Source organism: Staphylococcus sp. GDY8P120P, assembly GCF_017892065.1.
In the GTDB taxonomy this organism is placed as follows: Bacteria; Bacillota; Bacilli; order Staphylococcales; family Staphylococcaceae; genus Staphylococcus; species Staphylococcus nepalensis.
This window is the reverse complement of sequence record NZ_JAESKI010000008.1, coordinates 360,924-378,427: the sequence shown is the minus strand read 5'-3', so window position 1 is coordinate 378,427 and position 17,504 is coordinate 360,924. Positions and strand designations below refer to the sequence as shown.

Here is a 17,504-nt window from a genome sequence, read left to right as displayed (position 1 = left end):
TGTGAAATTGAATAAATAAAGGTTCTAATAAGGCGTCTACTTTAGGGTTTACTCTAAAACGATTAATTGTTTTATAAGAAGGTGTTTGATTTTGTGACAGCCACATCATTCGGATACGATCATTAAGCAGTTTTTCTATTTTACCACCAGAAAATACGGATTGTGCGTAGGCATATAGAATAATTTTCAACATCATTTTGGGATGATATGATGTAGTACCACGATGATGTTTGAATTCATCGAATTCATTTTCAGGTATTGTTTCAACGATTTCATTAACATGTCGTGACATATCATTTGTGGGGATAAGAACTGAAGTTTCCATTGGTAGTGTAAGTTGAGTCATGTTATAATCTTTATACATAAGGAATCTCGTTAATTTAGTTTAGTGGTATTTATTAAATTATACGTAAGGGCCTTATTTTTAAAAAGTATTTTAATGTAAAATTACATATAAATGTCACGTATTTTGGCGAGACTCTTGAGGGAATAGGACAAGCTGAAGACTACAGGCTGAAGCTGTCCCCTAAGAAAGCGAGCTAACAATACGAAGTATTGAATCAAAAGAAGCACTCAGATGAATTGAATTAAATCATCTGAGTGCTATTTTTCTGGGATTTATGTCCCAGGGACTTTTAAATATGACACGATAGCGAGAAGCATACTGATATAACGTTTATTTAAATCCGCCATTTTCAGCTAAATCTGAAACTTCATCGCCAAATTTTTCAAAGTTATGTTTAAATCTATCAATTAAATCTTGTGCTTGTTCTCTATAAGCTTCTGGCTTACTCCATGCATTAATAGGATTAAGTAGCGTTTGTGGTACATCTTTAATTTCAACTGGTATATTTAAGCCAAACATATCATCTTTGATGTATTCCGAGTCTCTCAATTGGCCAGTGATAGCTTGTTCAACCATTTGTCTTGTGTAATTTAAACTAATACGACGTCCTGTCCCGTATTTACCACCAGTCCAACCAGTGTTGACCAAGTAAACGTCCACATCGTGTTTATCTATCAGATTACCAAGTAAATCAGCATATACTTTTGCGTGTAATGGTAAGAAAGGTGAACCAAAACAAGTTGAGAATGATGGTTCAGGTTCTGTTACACCGCGTTCAGTCCCTGCTAATTTAGCTGTAAAACCGCTTAAAAAATGATACATTGCTTGATCTTTATTTAATTTAGAAATAGGTGGTAAAACACCAAAAGCATCAGCAGTTAAGAAAATAATGGTATTAGGATGCGCTGCTTTAGAAGGTGTAACAATATTTTCTATGTGATTGATTGGATAAGCGGCTCTGGTATTTTCTGTGTAGTAGTTATCATCAAAGTCGATATCACCGTCTTCGTCTACAACCACATTTTCTAAAATAGTCCCGTATTTAATTGCGTCATAAATTTGTGGTTCTTTTTTATAAGAAAGATTAATAGCTTTGGCGTAACAACCACCTTCGATATTGAATATGCCATTTTCATTCCAACCATGTTCATCATCACCGATTAACTTTCGGTTGGCATCTGCAGAAAGTGTTGTTTTACCTGTACCTGATAAGCCGAAAAATAGCGCCACATCACCTTTTTCACCGACATTAGCTGAGCAGTGCATACTCATGATATCATCTTTTGGCAATAAGTAGTTCATAACTGAGAAAATACCCTTTTTCATTTCACCAGCATATTCAGTACCACCAATTAAAATAAGTTTGTGCTTAAAAGAAGTAATAATAAATGTTTCGGAATTTGTACCGTCTTGAGTTGGGTCTGCTTTGAAATGGGGCGCTGAAACAATAGTGAAATCTGATTTGATTTCTTCTGCTTCTTCTTTTGAATCTGGACGAATAAACATATTTTGTGCGAATAAGTTATGCCAAGCGAGTTCATTAACTACTGTTAGTTTGAGTTGTGAATCTTCATCACTACCTGCATAACCATTGAAAACGTACAATTCATCTCTTTCATTTAAGTAATTTAATACTTTTTCATATAAGTTTAAAAATGTCTCTTCGTCAATTGGTTGATTGATATTGCCCCAATCGATATCATCTCTGTAGGATGGTTCATTAACAATGAATTTATCTTTTGGTGAACGTCCAGTGTATTTGCCTGTTTTAGCGTTAATTGCACCTAGTTCAGTTAGTTCGCCTTCATTATTATCAAGAATTTTTTTATACAACTGTGTTGTAGATAGTTGAAATAATGAAGATTGCTTGTCCAAAATACTTTGGATTTTATTTGTGTAAGTGTATGTATCTACTGCCATACTAAATCCCTCCAACGCTATATTAAATGTAAGCCTTTACAATTAAAGAGTATAACACATATGATTTAATAGTCCACACCATTTTAAAAGGAATTTTAATTAATCCTAAATTGACAATGTTACTTAGTTTAGGTACTATAGTGATTAACGGATTCTCTTATCCTGAGTGGCGGAGGGACATGGACCCAATGAAGCCCAGCAACCTCTTCTTATAATGAAGAAAGGTGCCAAACCGTTTGCAGACAAATAGCGTCTGAACGATAAGAGCGAATGGACGTATAAAGGCCTTCTCTCTATTCATAATAGTGACGAAGGCTTTTTTTAATGAGCTCAATAAAAGAGAATTTTCGTAATTTAAAACTAAAGGAGCAAGTTAATTATGACTTATAATAGAAGGTTATTTACTTCAGAATCAGTTACAGAAGGGCACCCAGATAAGATTGCGGATCAAGTATCGGATGCAATTTTAGATGAAATTTTAAAAGATGATCCAAATGCAAGGGTCGCTTGTGAAACAACAGTAACAACAGGTATGGCATTAATTTCCGGGGAGATTTCAACGGCGACATATGTAGATATCCCTAAAGTGGTAAGAGAAACAATTAAAAATATTGGTTATACACGTGCGAAATTCGGTTATGATAGCCAAACAATGGCTATATTAACAGCTATTGACGAACAGTCACCTGATATTGCTCAAGGCGTGGATAATGCCTTAGAGTACCGAGATCATCTTACAGAAGAAGAGATCGAGGCCACAGGTGCAGGAGATCAAGGCTTAATGTTTGGTTACGCAACAAATGAAACTGATACTTATATGCCATTACCTATCTTTTTATCACATCAACTTGCTAAGCGATTATCAGATGTACGTAAAGATGAAATTTTAAAATATTTACGCCCTGATGGTAAAGTCCAAGTTACAGTTGAATATGACGAGCAAGACAAACCGCAACGTATAGATACGATCGTAGTTTCAGCACAACATGCTGAAAATATTACTTTGGAACAAATTCAGACTGATATCAAAGAACATGTTATTTATCCTACTGTCCCTGAAGGTTTAATTGATGAGCATACAAGATTTTATATCAATCCTACAGGGCGATTTGTAATTGGTGGACCACAGGGCGACGTAGGACTTACAGGCAGAAAAATTATCGTAGACACATATGGCGGTTACGCACGTCATGGTGGTGGTTGCTTTAGTGGGAAGGACCCTACAAAAGTAGATCGTTCAGCAACTTATGCTGCACGTTATGTAGCTAAAAATATAGTTGCAGCAGAACTTGCAGAAAAATGTGAAGTTCAACTTGCATATGCAATTGGTGTTGCAGAACCGGTTTCTATTGCGATTGATACTTTTGGAACAGGTAAAGTAAGTGAAGCAGAATTAGTGGAAGCGGTCAGAGCACACTTTGATTTAAGACCAGCGGGTATAATTAAAATGTTAGATTTAAAACATCCAATTTATAAACAAACTGCTGCCTATGGTCATTTTGGGCGTACAGATATACTTCTACCGTGGGAAAAACTAGATAAAGTTAATTTATTAAAAGATAGTGTGCAAGTATAGGTGAAAAGAACCTTGTTTTTTTAAGTTTACTATCGAATGATGAGCTCATATCTATTATAATTAAGTTACTGAACATATAAAGGAGCGTTGTTGTTATGAATTCATTTGGACCGATAGAAATTGGTTTAATCGTGGCAATTATCGTAGCAGTTATTTGTTTAATCCTATTTTTAGTAGCCTTGAAAAGTAAGAAAAAAGCACAGCAAACAATCGAGGAACAATATAAATCTAGAGAACAAAAACTTAGCGATGAACATGGCGAGGAGCTAGAAAAAGAAAGAATTGAGAATAAAAAGCAAGTAACTAAGCAAAAAGAAGAATATGAAGCCACAGTTAATTCTAAAAATCAAGAAATAGATGCTTTAAAATTATTCTCTAAAAATGAAAGTGAATATGTGACGGACATGCGATTAATTGGTATCCGTGAACGTTTAGTAAATGAAAAACGGATCCGTCCAGAAGACATGCATATAATGGCTAATATTTTCTTGCCAAAGAATAATTTTAGTGACGTTCGCCGTATTAGCCATTTAGTACTTACACGAACTGGTTTGTACATTATTGATTCACAATTATTAAAAGGTCATGTATTTAATGGAATTAATGCTACACAATTTAAAGAACAACCGATGATGGAACAAGTATTTGAAACGTTAGATCTTGACAAACAAACGCCGCAAACATTAGCGATGGATCAAAATGAGGATAAAGATACGTTATCATTTGTTAATTACACGAATTATTTAAATGAAGTTGAAAAACTTGCTGGTGATTTACAAACTGAATTGAATTTGAAATTCACTCCAACTTCAATCCTTTATTTTAATCCAAAGGAAGAAGGCGCAGTGACAATTTCAAATTACGCACAAAGTACAAATTCGAAAGTTCTAGTAGGACCAGAACAACTTGATGAGTACTTTAACAAGTTTGTTTTCCACGGCAGAATTCAATATAATGTTGAAGACTTGCAACGTGTTATGGAAGAAATAGAAATGTTTAATTAATAAAGTTATATAAATAAGCATCTGAATTTGAGTTTGAGTTATAAATAGCCATATTCAAAATAGAATGCATCTTCATTTTTGAATGGAGATGCATTTTTACATTTAACGCTACCTGATAACCTATGAGTATACCTCGAACTTTTTTGTTATTAATAAAAATTATAAATTACATTAATATATAGTTGCCGTTACAAATATTTATAAATTACATTTAAAAATATAGGCATTTTAATTTATTAGTTTGCCGATTTTGATTATTATAAAAGTTAGCTTAATAGAAGAGGGGTTTTTAAATTTGGAACATGTAACTTTTTATAATGGCAATGAAATGCCAATTATTGGTTTAGGTACATTTCGTGTAGAAAACAACGACGAGTGTAAAGCAGCAGTTAAACATGCTATTGAAAGTGGTTATAGACATATAGACACAGCTATGGTTTATGAGAACGAAGAAATGGTTGGCCAAGGTATAGCTGAGGGATTGGCTTCAACAGGATTGAATCGAAGTGACTTGTTTATCACATCTAAACTATGGCTTGCGGATTATGGTCGCGTTAACGTAGCAGATGCTTATGAGACTAGTTTAAATAAATTAGGGCTAGATTATTTAGATTTATATTTAATGCATTGGCCTGGTCTTGATGAAGCGTTAATGATTGATACATGGCAGGGTATGGAAGATTTATATAAAAACGATAAAGTTAAAAATATTGGTGTAAGTAATTTTAATACTGAACATCTTGAAGCGTTATTAGCACAAGTTTCGATTAAACCAGTCATCAATCAAATTGAATTCCATCCATACTTAACTCACTCCCAATTGAGAAGATATTTGGAAGTGCAAAATATACAGGCTGAATCATGGTCTCCCTTAATGAACGCCCAAATTTTAGAAGACGCTACCGTTAAAGCAGTAGCTTCAGAAATTGGTAAAACGCCTGCGCAAGTCATTATAAGATGGAATGTTGAACACGGCGTAGTTGTAATTCCTAAATCTGTAACGCCATCAAGGATAGAAGAAAACTTAAACGTGTTTGATTTTGTATTAACAAAAGGACAAATTGAACGTTTAGACCAATTAAATGAAGATAAAAGAATTGGTCCAGACCCTTTAGAATTTAGCGGGAATTAAAAAATATATATTGGTATAATACTAAAGACCGTAAGCGAATGCTGACTAATAGCAAAGCTTACGGTCTTATTAATAAAAAATTATACTATTATATAACCTAATAAACATGCAATAAAAGCTACTATATATTGTATTAATGAATAGGTAATAAAATTAAGGATATTTTTTTCTGGTGTTAACATCTTAACTAATTCTGAAGAAAGCGTTGAAAAAGTAGTTAGCCCTCCAAGTATACCAACTACTAAAAATGAATCTACCCATGGAATATTGAGGGACATACCCATGATTAAACCAATAATAAAACTACCTAAGATATTTACAAAAGGTGTAGCTACAGGTAAAGTACTATTTATTTTGTTGGCAAACACGTTAGTAAGAAATCCTCGAATGACTGCACCAATACCGCCACCTAACATCACCAAAATAACTTGAGTCATGAGAAACGTGCCCCCAATCTTACGCCAATATAACAAACTAATACACCTAGTATATAGCTAACCAACGCATAGATAATTAGCATTGCGTAAGCTTGCTGGTGTAAAAATCCAATAAGTTCAAATTGGAAGGTAGAGAACGTTGTAAGGGCCCCTAGTAATCCAGTAGTAATACCCTTTTTAAGTTGAGGGTTGTTGTTAAAATATTGTATTGCCATGGTTCCTAGTAATCCCATTAAAAAAGCGCCCAAGATATTTGCGAGGAATGTCCCGGTCGGGAAACCATCAGTGTAGTTTAATATTGAAAAAGTATAGCGGATCAATGCACCAATAGCTCCTCCAGCGAAAATATATACATATTGCACTATTATAACTTCCCTTCAAAAAATAAAACTACAAAAGTATTATAACTTTTGTAGTGAATATTAGAAAATAATACCAAAAGTGGAAAGTGAAGCAATAATATGAATCACTAACACAACTAATATGATATATGGTAAAGCTTTACTAGCTGGTCTAATCCAACCCGAATTTTCGTGTAAATGTTTTATGGATTTATCAGAAAATATAATTGAAATAATTAATATAATAGCATTGATAATACTACAAACAAAAATAAGTTTAACCATTGAATTAAAGTGCATATTTAGTAGAGGGTTTCTAGTATTAAAATAAAAACTAATAATAATTAAAATGCATGATAAATAAAAATAAAGTTTTGAGCGTGCCATAATAACCTCCTAGTGCAATTCATTTAGTAATAATATCATATATTAACTTAAATTTAACTAAATTTACAATAAGTAAAATAATTTAATATATAAATCAAGAGTTTGAAAGTTGTCACTATAGGGTTTACAACAACTGTAGCATTAATGTTTATTCTGAAAAATTTTTGATTATAAGCAGATAAATAGAATTTATTAAAAAAAGATGGTATAAATAAACTGTATGGTTATTGACCGTTATAAAAATAATTCTTTATAGAATTATTTATTTTAGTCAGGAGGAATTAGTAATGGCAAAATTAAATGTTGAAGTGTTTGCAGACGGTGCAGATATTGAAGAAATGAAAGCAGCTTATAAAAATAAACAAGTAGATGGTTTTACAACTAACCCAAGTTTAATGGCAAAAGCAGGTGTAACAGACTATAAAGCTTTCGCTGAAGAAGCTGTTCGTGAAATTCCTGATGCTTCTATCTCATTTGAAGTATTTGCTGATGATTTAGAAACTATGGCAAAAGAAGCTGAAATTTTAAAACAATATGGCAGTAACGTATTTGTTAAAATTCCAGTTGTGAACACAAAAGGTGAATCAACTATTTCTCTAATCAAAAAATTATCAGCAGAAAATGTTCGCTTAAACATCACTGCTGTTTACACTTTAGATCAAGTTAAAGAAATTACAGACGCTATAACAGAAGGTGTACCAACTTATGTTTCAGTATTTGCTGGTCGTATTGCTGACACTGGCGTTGACCCAATCCCAATGATGAAAGAGGCTGCTGAAATAACGCACAGCAAAGCAGGCGTAAAATTATTATGGGCAAGTTGTCGTGAAGTCATCAATGTGATTCAAGCTGACGAAGTTGGCGCTGATATTATCACATGTCCTGCAGATGTTGTTAAAAAAGTAAACAATAATCTTGGCCGTGACATCAATGAACTATCAGTTGATACAGTTAAAGGATTTGCAAAAGACATCCAATCTTCAGGACTTTCAATTTTATAATAGACAGAACGAAACAGAAATTTATTTTCTAACAGGTTTCGTGATTTTATCTAGCAAGGGTGGCTAAGAAAAATGCCAGAACTGCAGCGCTTTTTAGCCCAGTCATCCATTGTTAACAATGAAGATGAGCCTAGGATATTAATTTATCCTAGGCTCTCATTTTCTATTAAATGGTATAATGCTTATTTTACTCAGCGATTAGCATCATTTACATTTAAAATTTGAATTTATATTAACGTATGGATTATATTAAAAATAATTTAAAATAAAAGGGTGAAACGAGGTCGTGCGTAACAGTGAAATTACAACAACCAAAGATAGCAATGAATTTAGATACAGGGTTATTAGATGATGTTTTTAAATATGATGGCGTCATTGAGAGGGCAGATATAACTGAATCTCAGTTAAGTAATGTTACATTAGATAAATTAATGATTTACAGTTCAGTAATTAAAAATTGTGATTTATCTCATTCACATTTTAATCGGGTAGACTTTACAGATGTTATTTTTGAAAATTGTGATTTGTCTAATGTAAAAATCGATTTTGGTTCAATACATAGAGTGATTTTCAAGGGTTGTCGTCTTACTGGTGTACAATTTAAAAAGGTAAGTATTGGGCACGTCTGGTTCGAAGAAGTAAAAGCTGATTTTATAGGTTTTATCGATGCTAAAATTGATAGTTTTTTAACAAGTGACAGTTTTTTAGGTAGTGCGGTTTTTTATAATACAAAACTAAACGATATACAATTAGAAGGTACTAATTTAGAAGATGCCTCATTTTACCAAACCCCACTTAAACACTGTGATATAAGCCAAGCATTTTTTAAATCCATACAAGTTAATAAAGAAGACTTGTTCGGATGTAAAGTTTCTAGAGAACAGGCACTACAATTTGCAATATTAATGGGCTTAGAAATTATCGACTAAAGTAGTTGAAAATACAAATTATTTTAGACGTATTTAGTTTTAAAAATATGAATAATATGATTGAAACCGTGAAATAAATAACTTATTCTTTATAAAGGTAGTATACGTTTAATATATTTAAGGAGAAACTTTTAATGAAGGCAAATATTTTTAAACAAAAAGTAAAAAAGCATTTATGGTTTTTAAATAAAAAAGAAAAACAACAACTAGACCAAGTATTATCAGAAGTTACGAAAATGGATCATGGTGAGGAACTTAATCGTCCAATCGCATTTTCAAATCAGTTTTTAAACAATTATATTTTTAAAGAAAAAGTAGCTTCATCATCTTATTTCTTTATGTTATTACTTGGCATTTTATTTACATATATCGTTTTATTAGGTGTATTCTTGTTTGCTTTACTATCAAGCTTATCATCAGTTCAATATTTTATTAAACCGGAAGTACAGTTATCTAGCACTGTAGTTATTTTAACGTTAGTTGGGTCAGTATTATTACTAATTATTAGTATCTACTTGATTCAAAAGGTGACTGGTTATTTTACGAAAAAATTATTAGAGTATAAACATAATAGGTCATTATAATTATATTTTATTGCATTAGGTGAGACAGTGTTATACTTTCTTGCCATTTTTTATATACAAATGTATATGGAACATCAACTATAATAAATGTTGCATTTTCAAAATAGATGATTGACTTATTATTGTGTGATTTAATCCCAACAATAGCATTTGCGTTGATATAGTATTGCAAAGGAGCGCGCTTAGCTTTAAGTGGGAATAAGGTTATATGTGAATTAATAAATATGGGGACCATTTTTCGGATTTTTAATATTTGCTTGGCTTCCTTAATTTGATGAGGGAGCGATAATCGATATGTGTCTAATAAATAGTGAACCGTTGGCATCATTGAAGTAGGATAGTTAAATTGATGTGTTGTATATTGGCCAATAGTCATAAGTTCATCACTAATAACTGTTTTAAGGTACAATAATTTTGATATTTGTGTCATTTTAGGCTCCTAATCTTATTTTGGTGAATAAAATTTATAATACTTTTTTTGAACTTTTTTTCGATAATTTTTTACTGTAGAAATGGAACAATTTAGCATACATGCTAACTCACTTTGCTTATAACCAGAAAGTTTTAATATCAGCCACTGTCTCTCTTTTTCCGTTAATTGCTGTAAAAAATGTTGATACATTAGATGGTTATTAGTAATATCAGTGTTGTTAGTTTGTTCATCTATTTGTTCTGTTAAATATAGGATGTTTGTTTTCTGATTTTGGGATCGGAAAAGGTCTATTAAATAGTAGTTTAAGCGGTTATAAAGGAATTGACCCAAAGAGTAAGTATGATGTGGTAAGTAATTTTGCGTTAACTCCCACATTTTGATAGTGAGTAATTGAGTATATTCTTCTCGATTATACTTAATACGGTATTTGTTTAGTAAAATAAAAATAATATGTTTGAATTGAAAATAGAGTTGTTCGAAAGGCATTATTGAGCTCCATTGTCATATATATATAACATTTATTTCCGGATAAGTTTATTTTATTGGAAAAGATAGTAATTTTCATTTGCTAAATATTGACAATAGGTGTTAAATAGAACTAATAAGATAGATAAAATTTAAGTTTTATAACATCCACGCGTATTCAACTTAAAGATATAACACTTTAGAGTTTTGTATTATCTTCGGACAATAAATCAGGAGGTTTATATGGATTACGCACATTTAAATTTAGAACATTTCTTTGCTAGACATAATGATTTAGATACGATTAAAGATAAATCGGATTTCGTTATGATTAATAATCTTACAAAAGAAATGATGTATCGTGACGGTGAGATAGAAGGTACAATTGATTTAAATCGCTATTATTATAAAAACAGATCGCAAGCAGTGAGTTTTATAATTATGGAATATAATAAAAGTCAAGAGTAATGAAATTAAAATTTCATTACTTTTTTTATGAATATGTAACAACAAACATATAAAATTGTACGTTCAACTATTTAGTGTTAGAATTTAATTTCAGATAGTCTTTTATAATCGTGTATATAATAAAGAGACTTAATATTTCTATTATTACCTATGAGGTGTGAACATGACGAAGCATAAGAAAGGCTCAATACTATCAGTTATTGGTTTATTGATAGTACTTGTAGTAGCTGCAGTCATTGTATTTTCAATGATTTCAGATCAAATCTTTTTTAAAGAAGTTAATCAACAAGAAAAAGTAGAGCAGCTTAATATTACTTTAGATAAAGCAGCAAAAAAACAAATAGATAACTACACAAGTCAACAAGTTTCAAGTAAAAACAATGATACTTGGAGAGATGCATCATCAACTGAAATTAAAGCAGCAATGAATAGTAGTAATTTTATTGAGAGTGATACTCAAAAGTATCAATTTTTGGAACTAGATAAGTATCAAGGTATTGATGAAAATAGAATAAAAAGAATGCTTATTGATAACCCTATACTTTTAGAGCATTCAGATGATTTTATAAAAGCAGCTAAAGAAAAACATGTTAATGAAGTATACTTAATTTCACATGCAATACTTGAAACTGGTTCAGCTAAGAGTGAATTATCTAGCGGCGTCGAGATTGACGGGAAGAAATATTATAATTTCTTTGGTGTAGGTGCTTTAGATGAGGATCCTGTGAAAACTGGTGCTGAATATGCGAAAAAACATGGTTGGGATACACCAGAAAAAGCAATTAGTGGAGGCGCTAATTTTATTCATGGCCATTTCTTATCTAACAAAGATCAAAACACTTTATATAGTATGCGCTGGAATCCAAAAAAACCTGGTGAACATCAATATGCTACAGATATTAAGTGGGCTGAAAGTAATGCAAGCTTAATGGCAGATTTCTATAAAGATATGAAAACAGAAGGTAAATACTATAAATATTTTGTCTACAAAGATGATAAAAAACATCAAGACACATAATCAATACATTGATAAATATAAAGAGATAGGATATAAATATCTCTAGCTAAAACAAAGAAAACGTCAATTTCTATTAAAATTATAGAAATTGACGTTTTCTTTGTTTTATGAAATGTTTTAACCTGTCGAGCCACGCTTTTTATATCTAATGCTAATGTATCTTGCGATTACAATTCAAGGCGTGGCCTCAGCGATGAAGTAAAGTTACATCGAAGTTTTAATATAAAATGAGCCCTCAAAAATTCAAACTAAAGAAATCTTTTTGAAGAAAAATTATAAGATTAATATCCAGTTTCTTATGATATCGAATATATGACTACTTACACATTGATAAATTTTGTTGTTACTTGAGTAGCGTTGGTTTATTCAGCTTTATTTTTATTGCCAAACAGTAAAAACAATAAGATTGTTGATATAATCACTTTTATAATCAATTTCATTTAATCACTTCCTAATCTTTGAAACCATAGTAACATTAAACTGCAGAATATACACAATATTTATCCATAATATTCAATCACTGTTTTAATTATCACTATCAAAATAATTGTTTTTTTCTAAGAATTCTTTGGCTATCATCGCTGGTGCCTTATCTTTGCCATCAGCTTCATAATTAAGCTTTTGCATTTGTTCTGTATTAATTTTATGGTCTAACTTATTGATTAATGCTTTAATCTGTAGACGTTTTTGTAATAATTCATTTGGTGCTACTGCACTTGCATCATATGGAGAAAAAATGTTTGTCATCCTTAAGCACTACTAAATCATATGCTGATATTTTGCCATCTGTTGTATAACCAAGTGCGACATCTAGTTTATTATTTTTTAAAGCGTCATATACAAGGCTGATTTGCATTGGCTTTAAATCGTTAAAACCAAATCCATAATGTGCTTTGAACGGAACATAACCATCGCCGCCTCGTTTAATCCACGTAGTATCTGTACCAACTTTGACTTGATCTTTTACTTTTTTAAACCTGAAATAGAACGTAAATTGTATTTCTTTGCGGTTTCTTTTGTGACTATAAATGCAAAGGTATTTTCAAAACCATAAGAATTAAAGAATCTTTGATTAAATTTTTGGTTGAACAGTTTTTGAGTAACAGATATTGCTCTATTTGTATCTGTAATGGGTTGCTGTTCCAGCACGCCAACCAAATCGGTTCCAGTATAGCGCGTACTTGAAATATTAGCATCCCCATGTATTAAGGCGTAATGCTAGATTGTGGCTGAGTCTACATTATTTATGATTGAAGCACTCATTGTGCTTTGCGTATCATGTTCAATTAAACCTTTGAGCATATAAGCCATGATTTGCGATTCACTCGTAGCTAAAGCGGAAATTTTAACAGAATTTTTAGATTTACCACCCGAGAGGCCGGGCAAATCACAACTTACTAATAATATTGTACTAGTTATTAATAGATAGATAATCCTTTTAAAATAGTTTGTTTTTAAACTCCTTATATCTTAAATAAGTTTTGATACAATATTTTAATGTTAACATAACTATTAATTTTGTATAATAATAACATAATTCATTAACATGTAATAAGCGTACAATCATTGATATACTAAATATAAATTAATAAAAGTAAGGGTGAATAAAATGCGTATAGCTATCATTGGCATGGGAACTGCAGGCGTTAGTTTATTAAAAGAATTAGTGAAATATGATGAGTTCGACCAAATGAAAGTAGATGTTTACGATAATCCTAAAAATATGGGGCAAGGTATACCATTTCAAAATGACAGCGATCAATTGCTTATCAATTTGCCGGCTAAACAAATGTCTCTCAACTTGAAAAATGAACGCGAATTCTATGAATGGTATCAACAACAATCTATATTTAAATTTTCCAATCCAGAATATTTACCTAGATTTATATTTGGCCATTATATGAAAGACTATTTAGAAACATATCATAAACAATATAAAAATATTCAAATGATTAAAAAAGAAGTTTTAGAAGTGTTTATAGATGCAGATATAGGCGAGACAAATATAAAATATGTCGTCTGTACATCTGAAAAACCAGATTGCCAACAACAATACGATATTGTATTTTTAACAGTTGGTACGTTATCGTATCATGATCCTTATCAATTAAAAGGAACACCGGGATACATACAAACGCCATACCCGACTTATGACACATTGAACGAAGTTGATAGCACAGACAGAATAGCTATTATTGGTACGGGGCTAGCAAGTTTAGATGTTATTCGATTTGTAACTGCGCATCACCCAAATTTACCTATTTCCGTGACTAGCCGAAAAGGTCATTTACCTAGTGTAAGAGGCAATATGCCAGAAATTCAGTTTAAATACGTTACACCTGAAAACTTTAATAAAATCAAAAAAGAAAACTTGGGGAATGTGCCTTTAGAAGATGCTTTAACATTATTTAGAAAAGACTGTACGTATTATGATATTCCAGTAGAAAAATTAGTTCATAGAAGAAAAGGCGACCCTATTGCGGATTTAACATATGATTTAGAACACAAAGAAATATTGGGTAAATTTCAAAGCATTCTTGAATTAGCAAAAGAAAATCTCAATTGGATATGGAATAGTTTTAGTAGAGACGATCAAAAAACTTTTTTACGAAATTACCAATCTATATTAAAAGAGAATTCTAACCCAATGCCTCCACGTACAGCAAGATTAATTATAAACCATATTCAAAACGGACAAATTGAAATAAAAAAAGGGCTAGAAGATGTAAAACATGATGGCCAGCATTTCTGGTTTAAGTATGAAGATGATTTCAAAGCGATTGATAAATTTGATGTTGTAATCAATGCAACGGGTTCAAAATCACATTTGTCAGAGTTAGATAATGATGATCAATTGATTCTAAACTTAGAAAATAGACAAGTTGTTCAGGCACACCCATTAGGCGGCATACAGATTATTCCTGAAACAAATCAAATTATAAGCCCACGGTATGGTACTTTAAAAAACATGTTCGCTTTAGGTCAATTGACAAATGGGATTAATCAATCTCGTAACGGCGTAACAATGATTGTAAAACAAGCTGTTAGTGTGGTAGAAAATTTATTAAACCGCGATCAAAATAAGTGCTAGTCTAAATAATATATGAACTGAAACCTATCTTTACTATTTATATAAATATGTTTAGCGAACACTTGATCATATACATGTGACCTTACTAAATAGTTTGTATTGGTTATTTTAATTATAATACGTAAAAGTAATTTGACTTTTTAACAGATTAATATTTAAGTAAACACATAAAAGTTTTAATTAGTTTATTAATGATGTTTAACGTTTAGTTGTTTTAATTTTTTATAAAAAATTTCTTGAAAATCTTGTTGTCACAAGGAATTGAAGTGTTTTCAACAGATAAACAAAACCGACTTAAGTAATAAGAATTGTTTTTTACCATAAAATATAGTACGATAACGTTGTAGCTTTAAAAAGTTACTTGACTCAATCATCAATTACAATTTCATAAATGTTCTTTCGGGGCAGGGTGAAATTCCCAACCGGCAGTAAATAAAGCCTGCGACCTGCATTTGTTTTTACAAATGTGGCTGATCTAGTGAGAATCTAGAGCCGACAGTATAGTCTGGATGGGAGAAAGAATGGAGTATAACAAACAGCACTGCTTAGAGTGTTTATTTAGTGTACATTTTTCTATCATTTCGAAAAGTGTATTTAATGTTAAACAAATCATGTTATATAGAAATATATCCCACACCTGAAAACCATTTCAGGTGTTTTTTATTATTTAGAGGTGATTATTATGAGTCAATATTTAAATTATGCAATTCAATTGGCAAAAATGGTAGACGGTCAAACAGGAATAAATCCGCCTGTTGGTGCTGTTGTAGTTAATCAAGGTAGAATCGTTGGCATAGGTGCCCATTTACAAAAAGGTGATAAACATGCTGAAGTTCAAGCTTTGGACATGGCAAACGAAACAGCTGCAGGTGGCACAATCTATATATCTTTAGAGCCCTGCTCTCATTATGGTTCAACGCCACCATGCGTTAATAAAATTATAGATTTTGGTATTAAACAAGTAGTCTATGCTGTTAAAGATACAACTTTGACATCTAGAGGTGATGAAATCTTACAACATGCTGGAGTCAAAGTGGAATTTCGTCATAAACCTGAAGCAGAAGCCTTATATAAAGACTTTTTTATAACTAAAAGACAAGGTATTCCGGAAGTTACAGTGAAAGTATCTTGTAGTTTAGATGGTAAACAAGCTACTGATAAAGGTGAAAGTAAATGGATTACAAATAAATCAGTCAAAAATGATGTATTTATGCTTAGACATAAACATGACGCTGTGATAACAGGAACTGGCACATTAAATGCTGATAACCCTCAATATACTACCAGAATAGAAGAAGGTAAGCATCCTATCCGTATTATACTTTCAAAATCAGGTCGAATTGACTTTGATTTAGATATGTTTAACCAATCTAATGTGCCTATTTGGATTTATACAGAACAAGAAAAATTAAAATCAGATATTGAACATGTAGAAGTCATTCATTGTTCAAACTGTTCTCTTGAAAACATTTTAAAAGATTTATATCAAAAAGGGATTGGGCGTGTCTTAGTTGAAGCCGGCCCTACGATTACTTCTGAATTTCTTCAATCTAATTATACGAATGAACTTATCTTATATTATGCCCCGAAAATGATAGGTGGTTCTGGTGATTATCAATTTTTTAAAACAGAAAATGTATTTAATTTATCAGAGGCACCACAATTTGAAATTGTAAATTCTCAAGTGCTTGAGCAAAACATTAAATTAGAATTGCGAAAGAAGTGAATTAATATGTTTACTGGCATTGTGGAAGAAATAGGTACGATTAAAAAAATGACAACCCAGCAATCAATTGTTAATTTAACCATTGATTGTCAGACAATTTTATCTGATATGCATATTGGCGATTCAATCAGTGTGAATGGTGTTTGTTTAACAGTAGTATGTTTTGATAACCAAACATTTTCAGTACAGGTGATTAAAGGCACTGAGAATAAAACATATTTAAACCGGTTGAATCAATCCGACGAAGTGAATTTAGAACGAGCGATGAGTGGTCAAGGAAGATTTGGTGGTCACTTTGTGCTTGGTCACACAGATGAAGTAGCTAAAATCACTAGAATACAGAACTCAGATAATTCTAAAATTGTAACAATTAAACCATCTAAATCCATTATAAATCAAATGGTACAACAAGGTTCTATCACTATAGATGGTGTGAGTTTGACTGTTTTCCAGTTGAAAGAGTCAGAATTTGATATTCACCTTATACCGGAAACAAGAAAATCCACTATATTAAATCAAAAACGTGTTGGTGATCCAGTTCACATAGAAACGGATATGTTATTTAAATATGTAGAAAAAATAGTTGGAAATAATGATTCAGGTTTGAGTTCTGAAAAACTAAAATCTTTTGGGTTCTAGGAGGGGT

At 31.4% G+C, this 17,504-nt stretch carries 19 protein-coding genes, 1 pseudogene and 2 riboswitches; of the genes and pseudogenes, 12 read left to right on the top strand and 8 right to left on the bottom strand.

The window, feature by feature from the left end:
- Together KA900_RS07925 and pckA are read right to left on the bottom strand one after the other, a co-directional pair.
- Positions 1-364 (bottom strand): transposase (locus KA900_RS07925; RefSeq protein ID WP_210139420.1); only part of this gene is annotated, 364 nt, incomplete at its 3' end.
- A 312-nt stretch (positions 365-676) separates the two neighbouring features.
- On the bottom strand, positions 677-2,266 hold the full coding sequence (gene pckA / locus KA900_RS07920; RefSeq protein WP_096809053.1) for a phosphoenolpyruvate carboxykinase (ATP): 1,590 nt from the start codon (positions 2,264-2,266) through the stop codon (positions 677-679).
- A 154-nt stretch (positions 2,267-2,420) separates the two neighbouring features.
- Positions 2,421-2,533, top strand: a riboswitch (SAM riboswitch).
- A 112-nt stretch (positions 2,534-2,645) separates the two neighbouring features.
- Here pckA and metK point away from each other — a divergent pair.
- The 3 genes from metK to KA900_RS07905 all read left to right on the top strand — a co-directional run bounded on the left by metK (position 2,646) and on the right by KA900_RS07905 (position 5,978).
- Entirely contained in the window at positions 2,646-3,842 is a 1,197-nt protein-coding gene (gene metK / locus KA900_RS07915; RefSeq protein WP_096809055.1) for a methionine adenosyltransferase, read from the top strand.
- A gap of 95 nt (positions 3,843-3,937) precedes the next feature.
- Entirely contained in the window at positions 3,938-4,846 is a 909-nt protein-coding gene (locus KA900_RS07910) for a nuclease-related domain-containing protein (protein ID WP_096809057.1), read from the top strand.
- Positions 4,847-5,141: 295 nt separating this feature from the next.
- Entirely contained in the window at positions 5,142-5,978 is an 837-nt protein-coding gene (locus KA900_RS07905) for an aldo/keto reductase (protein ID WP_115342094.1), read from the top strand.
- Between the two features lie 80 nt (positions 5,979-6,058).
- Here KA900_RS07905 and KA900_RS07900 read toward each other — a convergent pair whose 3' ends face one another.
- From KA900_RS07900 to KA900_RS07890, 3 genes are read right to left on the bottom strand one after another with little or no spacing between them, the layout of a single operon-like run.
- Complete coding sequence (locus KA900_RS07900; protein ID WP_210139419.1) at positions 6,059-6,415, bottom strand: fluoride efflux transporter FluC; 357 nt, start codon at positions 6,413-6,415, stop codon at positions 6,059-6,061.
- A complete protein-coding gene (gene crcB / locus KA900_RS07895) occupies positions 6,412-6,777 on the bottom strand; it encodes a fluoride efflux transporter CrcB (RefSeq protein WP_115342095.1) in 366 nt (121 codons plus the stop codon). Before crcB ends, KA900_RS07900 begins: the two co-directional genes overlap by 4 nt.
- 60 nt (positions 6,778-6,837) lie before the next feature.
- On the bottom strand, positions 6,838-7,143 hold the full coding sequence (locus KA900_RS07890; RefSeq protein WP_096809063.1) for a hypothetical protein: 306 nt from the start codon (positions 7,141-7,143) through the stop codon (positions 6,838-6,840).
- A 287-nt stretch (positions 7,144-7,430) separates the two neighbouring features.
- On the opposite strand from KA900_RS07890, the gene KA900_RS07885 reads away from it, so the two are divergent.
- From KA900_RS07885 to KA900_RS07870, 4 genes are all read left to right on the top strand, one after another.
- On the top strand, positions 7,431-8,144 hold the full coding sequence (locus KA900_RS07885) for a transaldolase (protein ID WP_096809065.1): 714 nt from the start codon (positions 7,431-7,433) through the stop codon (positions 8,142-8,144).
- Positions 8,145-8,216: 72 nt separating this feature from the next.
- A complete protein-coding gene (locus KA900_RS07880) occupies positions 8,217-8,369 on the top strand; it encodes a hypothetical protein (protein WP_159085238.1) in 153 nt (50 codons plus the stop codon).
- A 71-nt stretch (positions 8,370-8,440) separates the two neighbouring features.
- Positions 8,441-9,073: a pentapeptide repeat-containing protein gene (locus tag KA900_RS07875; RefSeq protein WP_107644389.1), complete on the top strand. Its 633-nt coding sequence runs from the start codon at positions 8,441-8,443 to the stop codon at positions 9,071-9,073.
- Between the two features lie 134 nt (positions 9,074-9,207).
- Entirely contained in the window at positions 9,208-9,657 is a 450-nt protein-coding gene (locus KA900_RS07870) for a hypothetical protein (protein ID WP_107644566.1), read from the top strand.
- Positions 9,658-9,664: 7 nt separating this feature from the next.
- Here the strand turns inward: KA900_RS07870 and KA900_RS07865 are convergent, their stop codons facing one another.
- Positions 9,665-10,087: a competence protein ComK gene (locus KA900_RS07865; protein ID WP_096809071.1), complete on the bottom strand. Its 423-nt coding sequence runs from the start codon at positions 10,085-10,087 to the stop codon at positions 9,665-9,667.
- A 15-nt stretch (positions 10,088-10,102) separates the two neighbouring features.
- Entirely contained in the window at positions 10,103-10,576 is a 474-nt protein-coding gene (locus tag KA900_RS07860; protein WP_103373562.1) for a sigma-70 family RNA polymerase sigma factor, read from the bottom strand.
- Positions 10,577-10,798: 222 nt separating this feature from the next.
- On the opposite strand from KA900_RS07860, the gene KA900_RS07855 reads away from it, so the two are divergent.
- Both KA900_RS07855 and sagB read left to right on the top strand, forming a co-directional pair.
- On the top strand, positions 10,799-11,023 hold the full coding sequence (locus KA900_RS07855) for a hypothetical protein (protein ID WP_096809074.1): 225 nt from the start codon (positions 10,799-10,801) through the stop codon (positions 11,021-11,023).
- A gap of 163 nt (positions 11,024-11,186) precedes the next feature.
- Complete coding sequence (sagB, locus tag KA900_RS07850) at positions 11,187-12,041, top strand: peptidoglycan release complex glucosaminidase SagB (RefSeq protein ID WP_096809076.1); 855 nt, start codon at positions 11,187-11,189, stop codon at positions 12,039-12,041.
- A gap of 525 nt (positions 12,042-12,566) precedes the next feature.
- Here sagB and KA900_RS07845 read toward each other — a convergent pair.
- Positions 12,567-13,508 (bottom strand): annotated as a pseudogene (locus KA900_RS07845) (glycine betaine ABC transporter substrate-binding protein).
- A 142-nt stretch (positions 13,509-13,650) separates the two neighbouring features.
- Here KA900_RS07845 and KA900_RS07840 point away from each other — a divergent pair.
- The 3 genes from KA900_RS07840 (at position 13,651) to KA900_RS07830 (ending at position 17,497) form a co-directional block, all read left to right on the top strand.
- Positions 13,651-15,132, top strand: coding sequence for an FAD/NAD(P)-binding protein (locus KA900_RS07840; protein ID WP_115342096.1), 1,482 nt, complete (start codon positions 13,651-13,653; stop codon positions 15,130-15,132).
- 391 nt (positions 15,133-15,523) lie between these two features.
- Positions 15,524-15,657: riboswitch (FMN riboswitch) on the top strand.
- A gap of 157 nt (positions 15,658-15,814) precedes the next feature.
- A complete protein-coding gene (ribD, locus tag KA900_RS07835; RefSeq protein WP_096809080.1) occupies positions 15,815-16,858 on the top strand; it encodes a bifunctional diaminohydroxyphosphoribosylaminopyrimidine deaminase/5-amino-6-(5-phosphoribosylamino)uracil reductase RibD in 1,044 nt (347 codons plus the stop codon).
- A 6-nt stretch (positions 16,859-16,864) separates the two neighbouring features.
- A complete protein-coding gene (locus KA900_RS07830; protein WP_096809082.1) occupies positions 16,865-17,497 on the top strand; it encodes a riboflavin synthase in 633 nt (210 codons plus the stop codon).
- Positions 17,498-17,504: the final 7 nt, after the last annotated feature.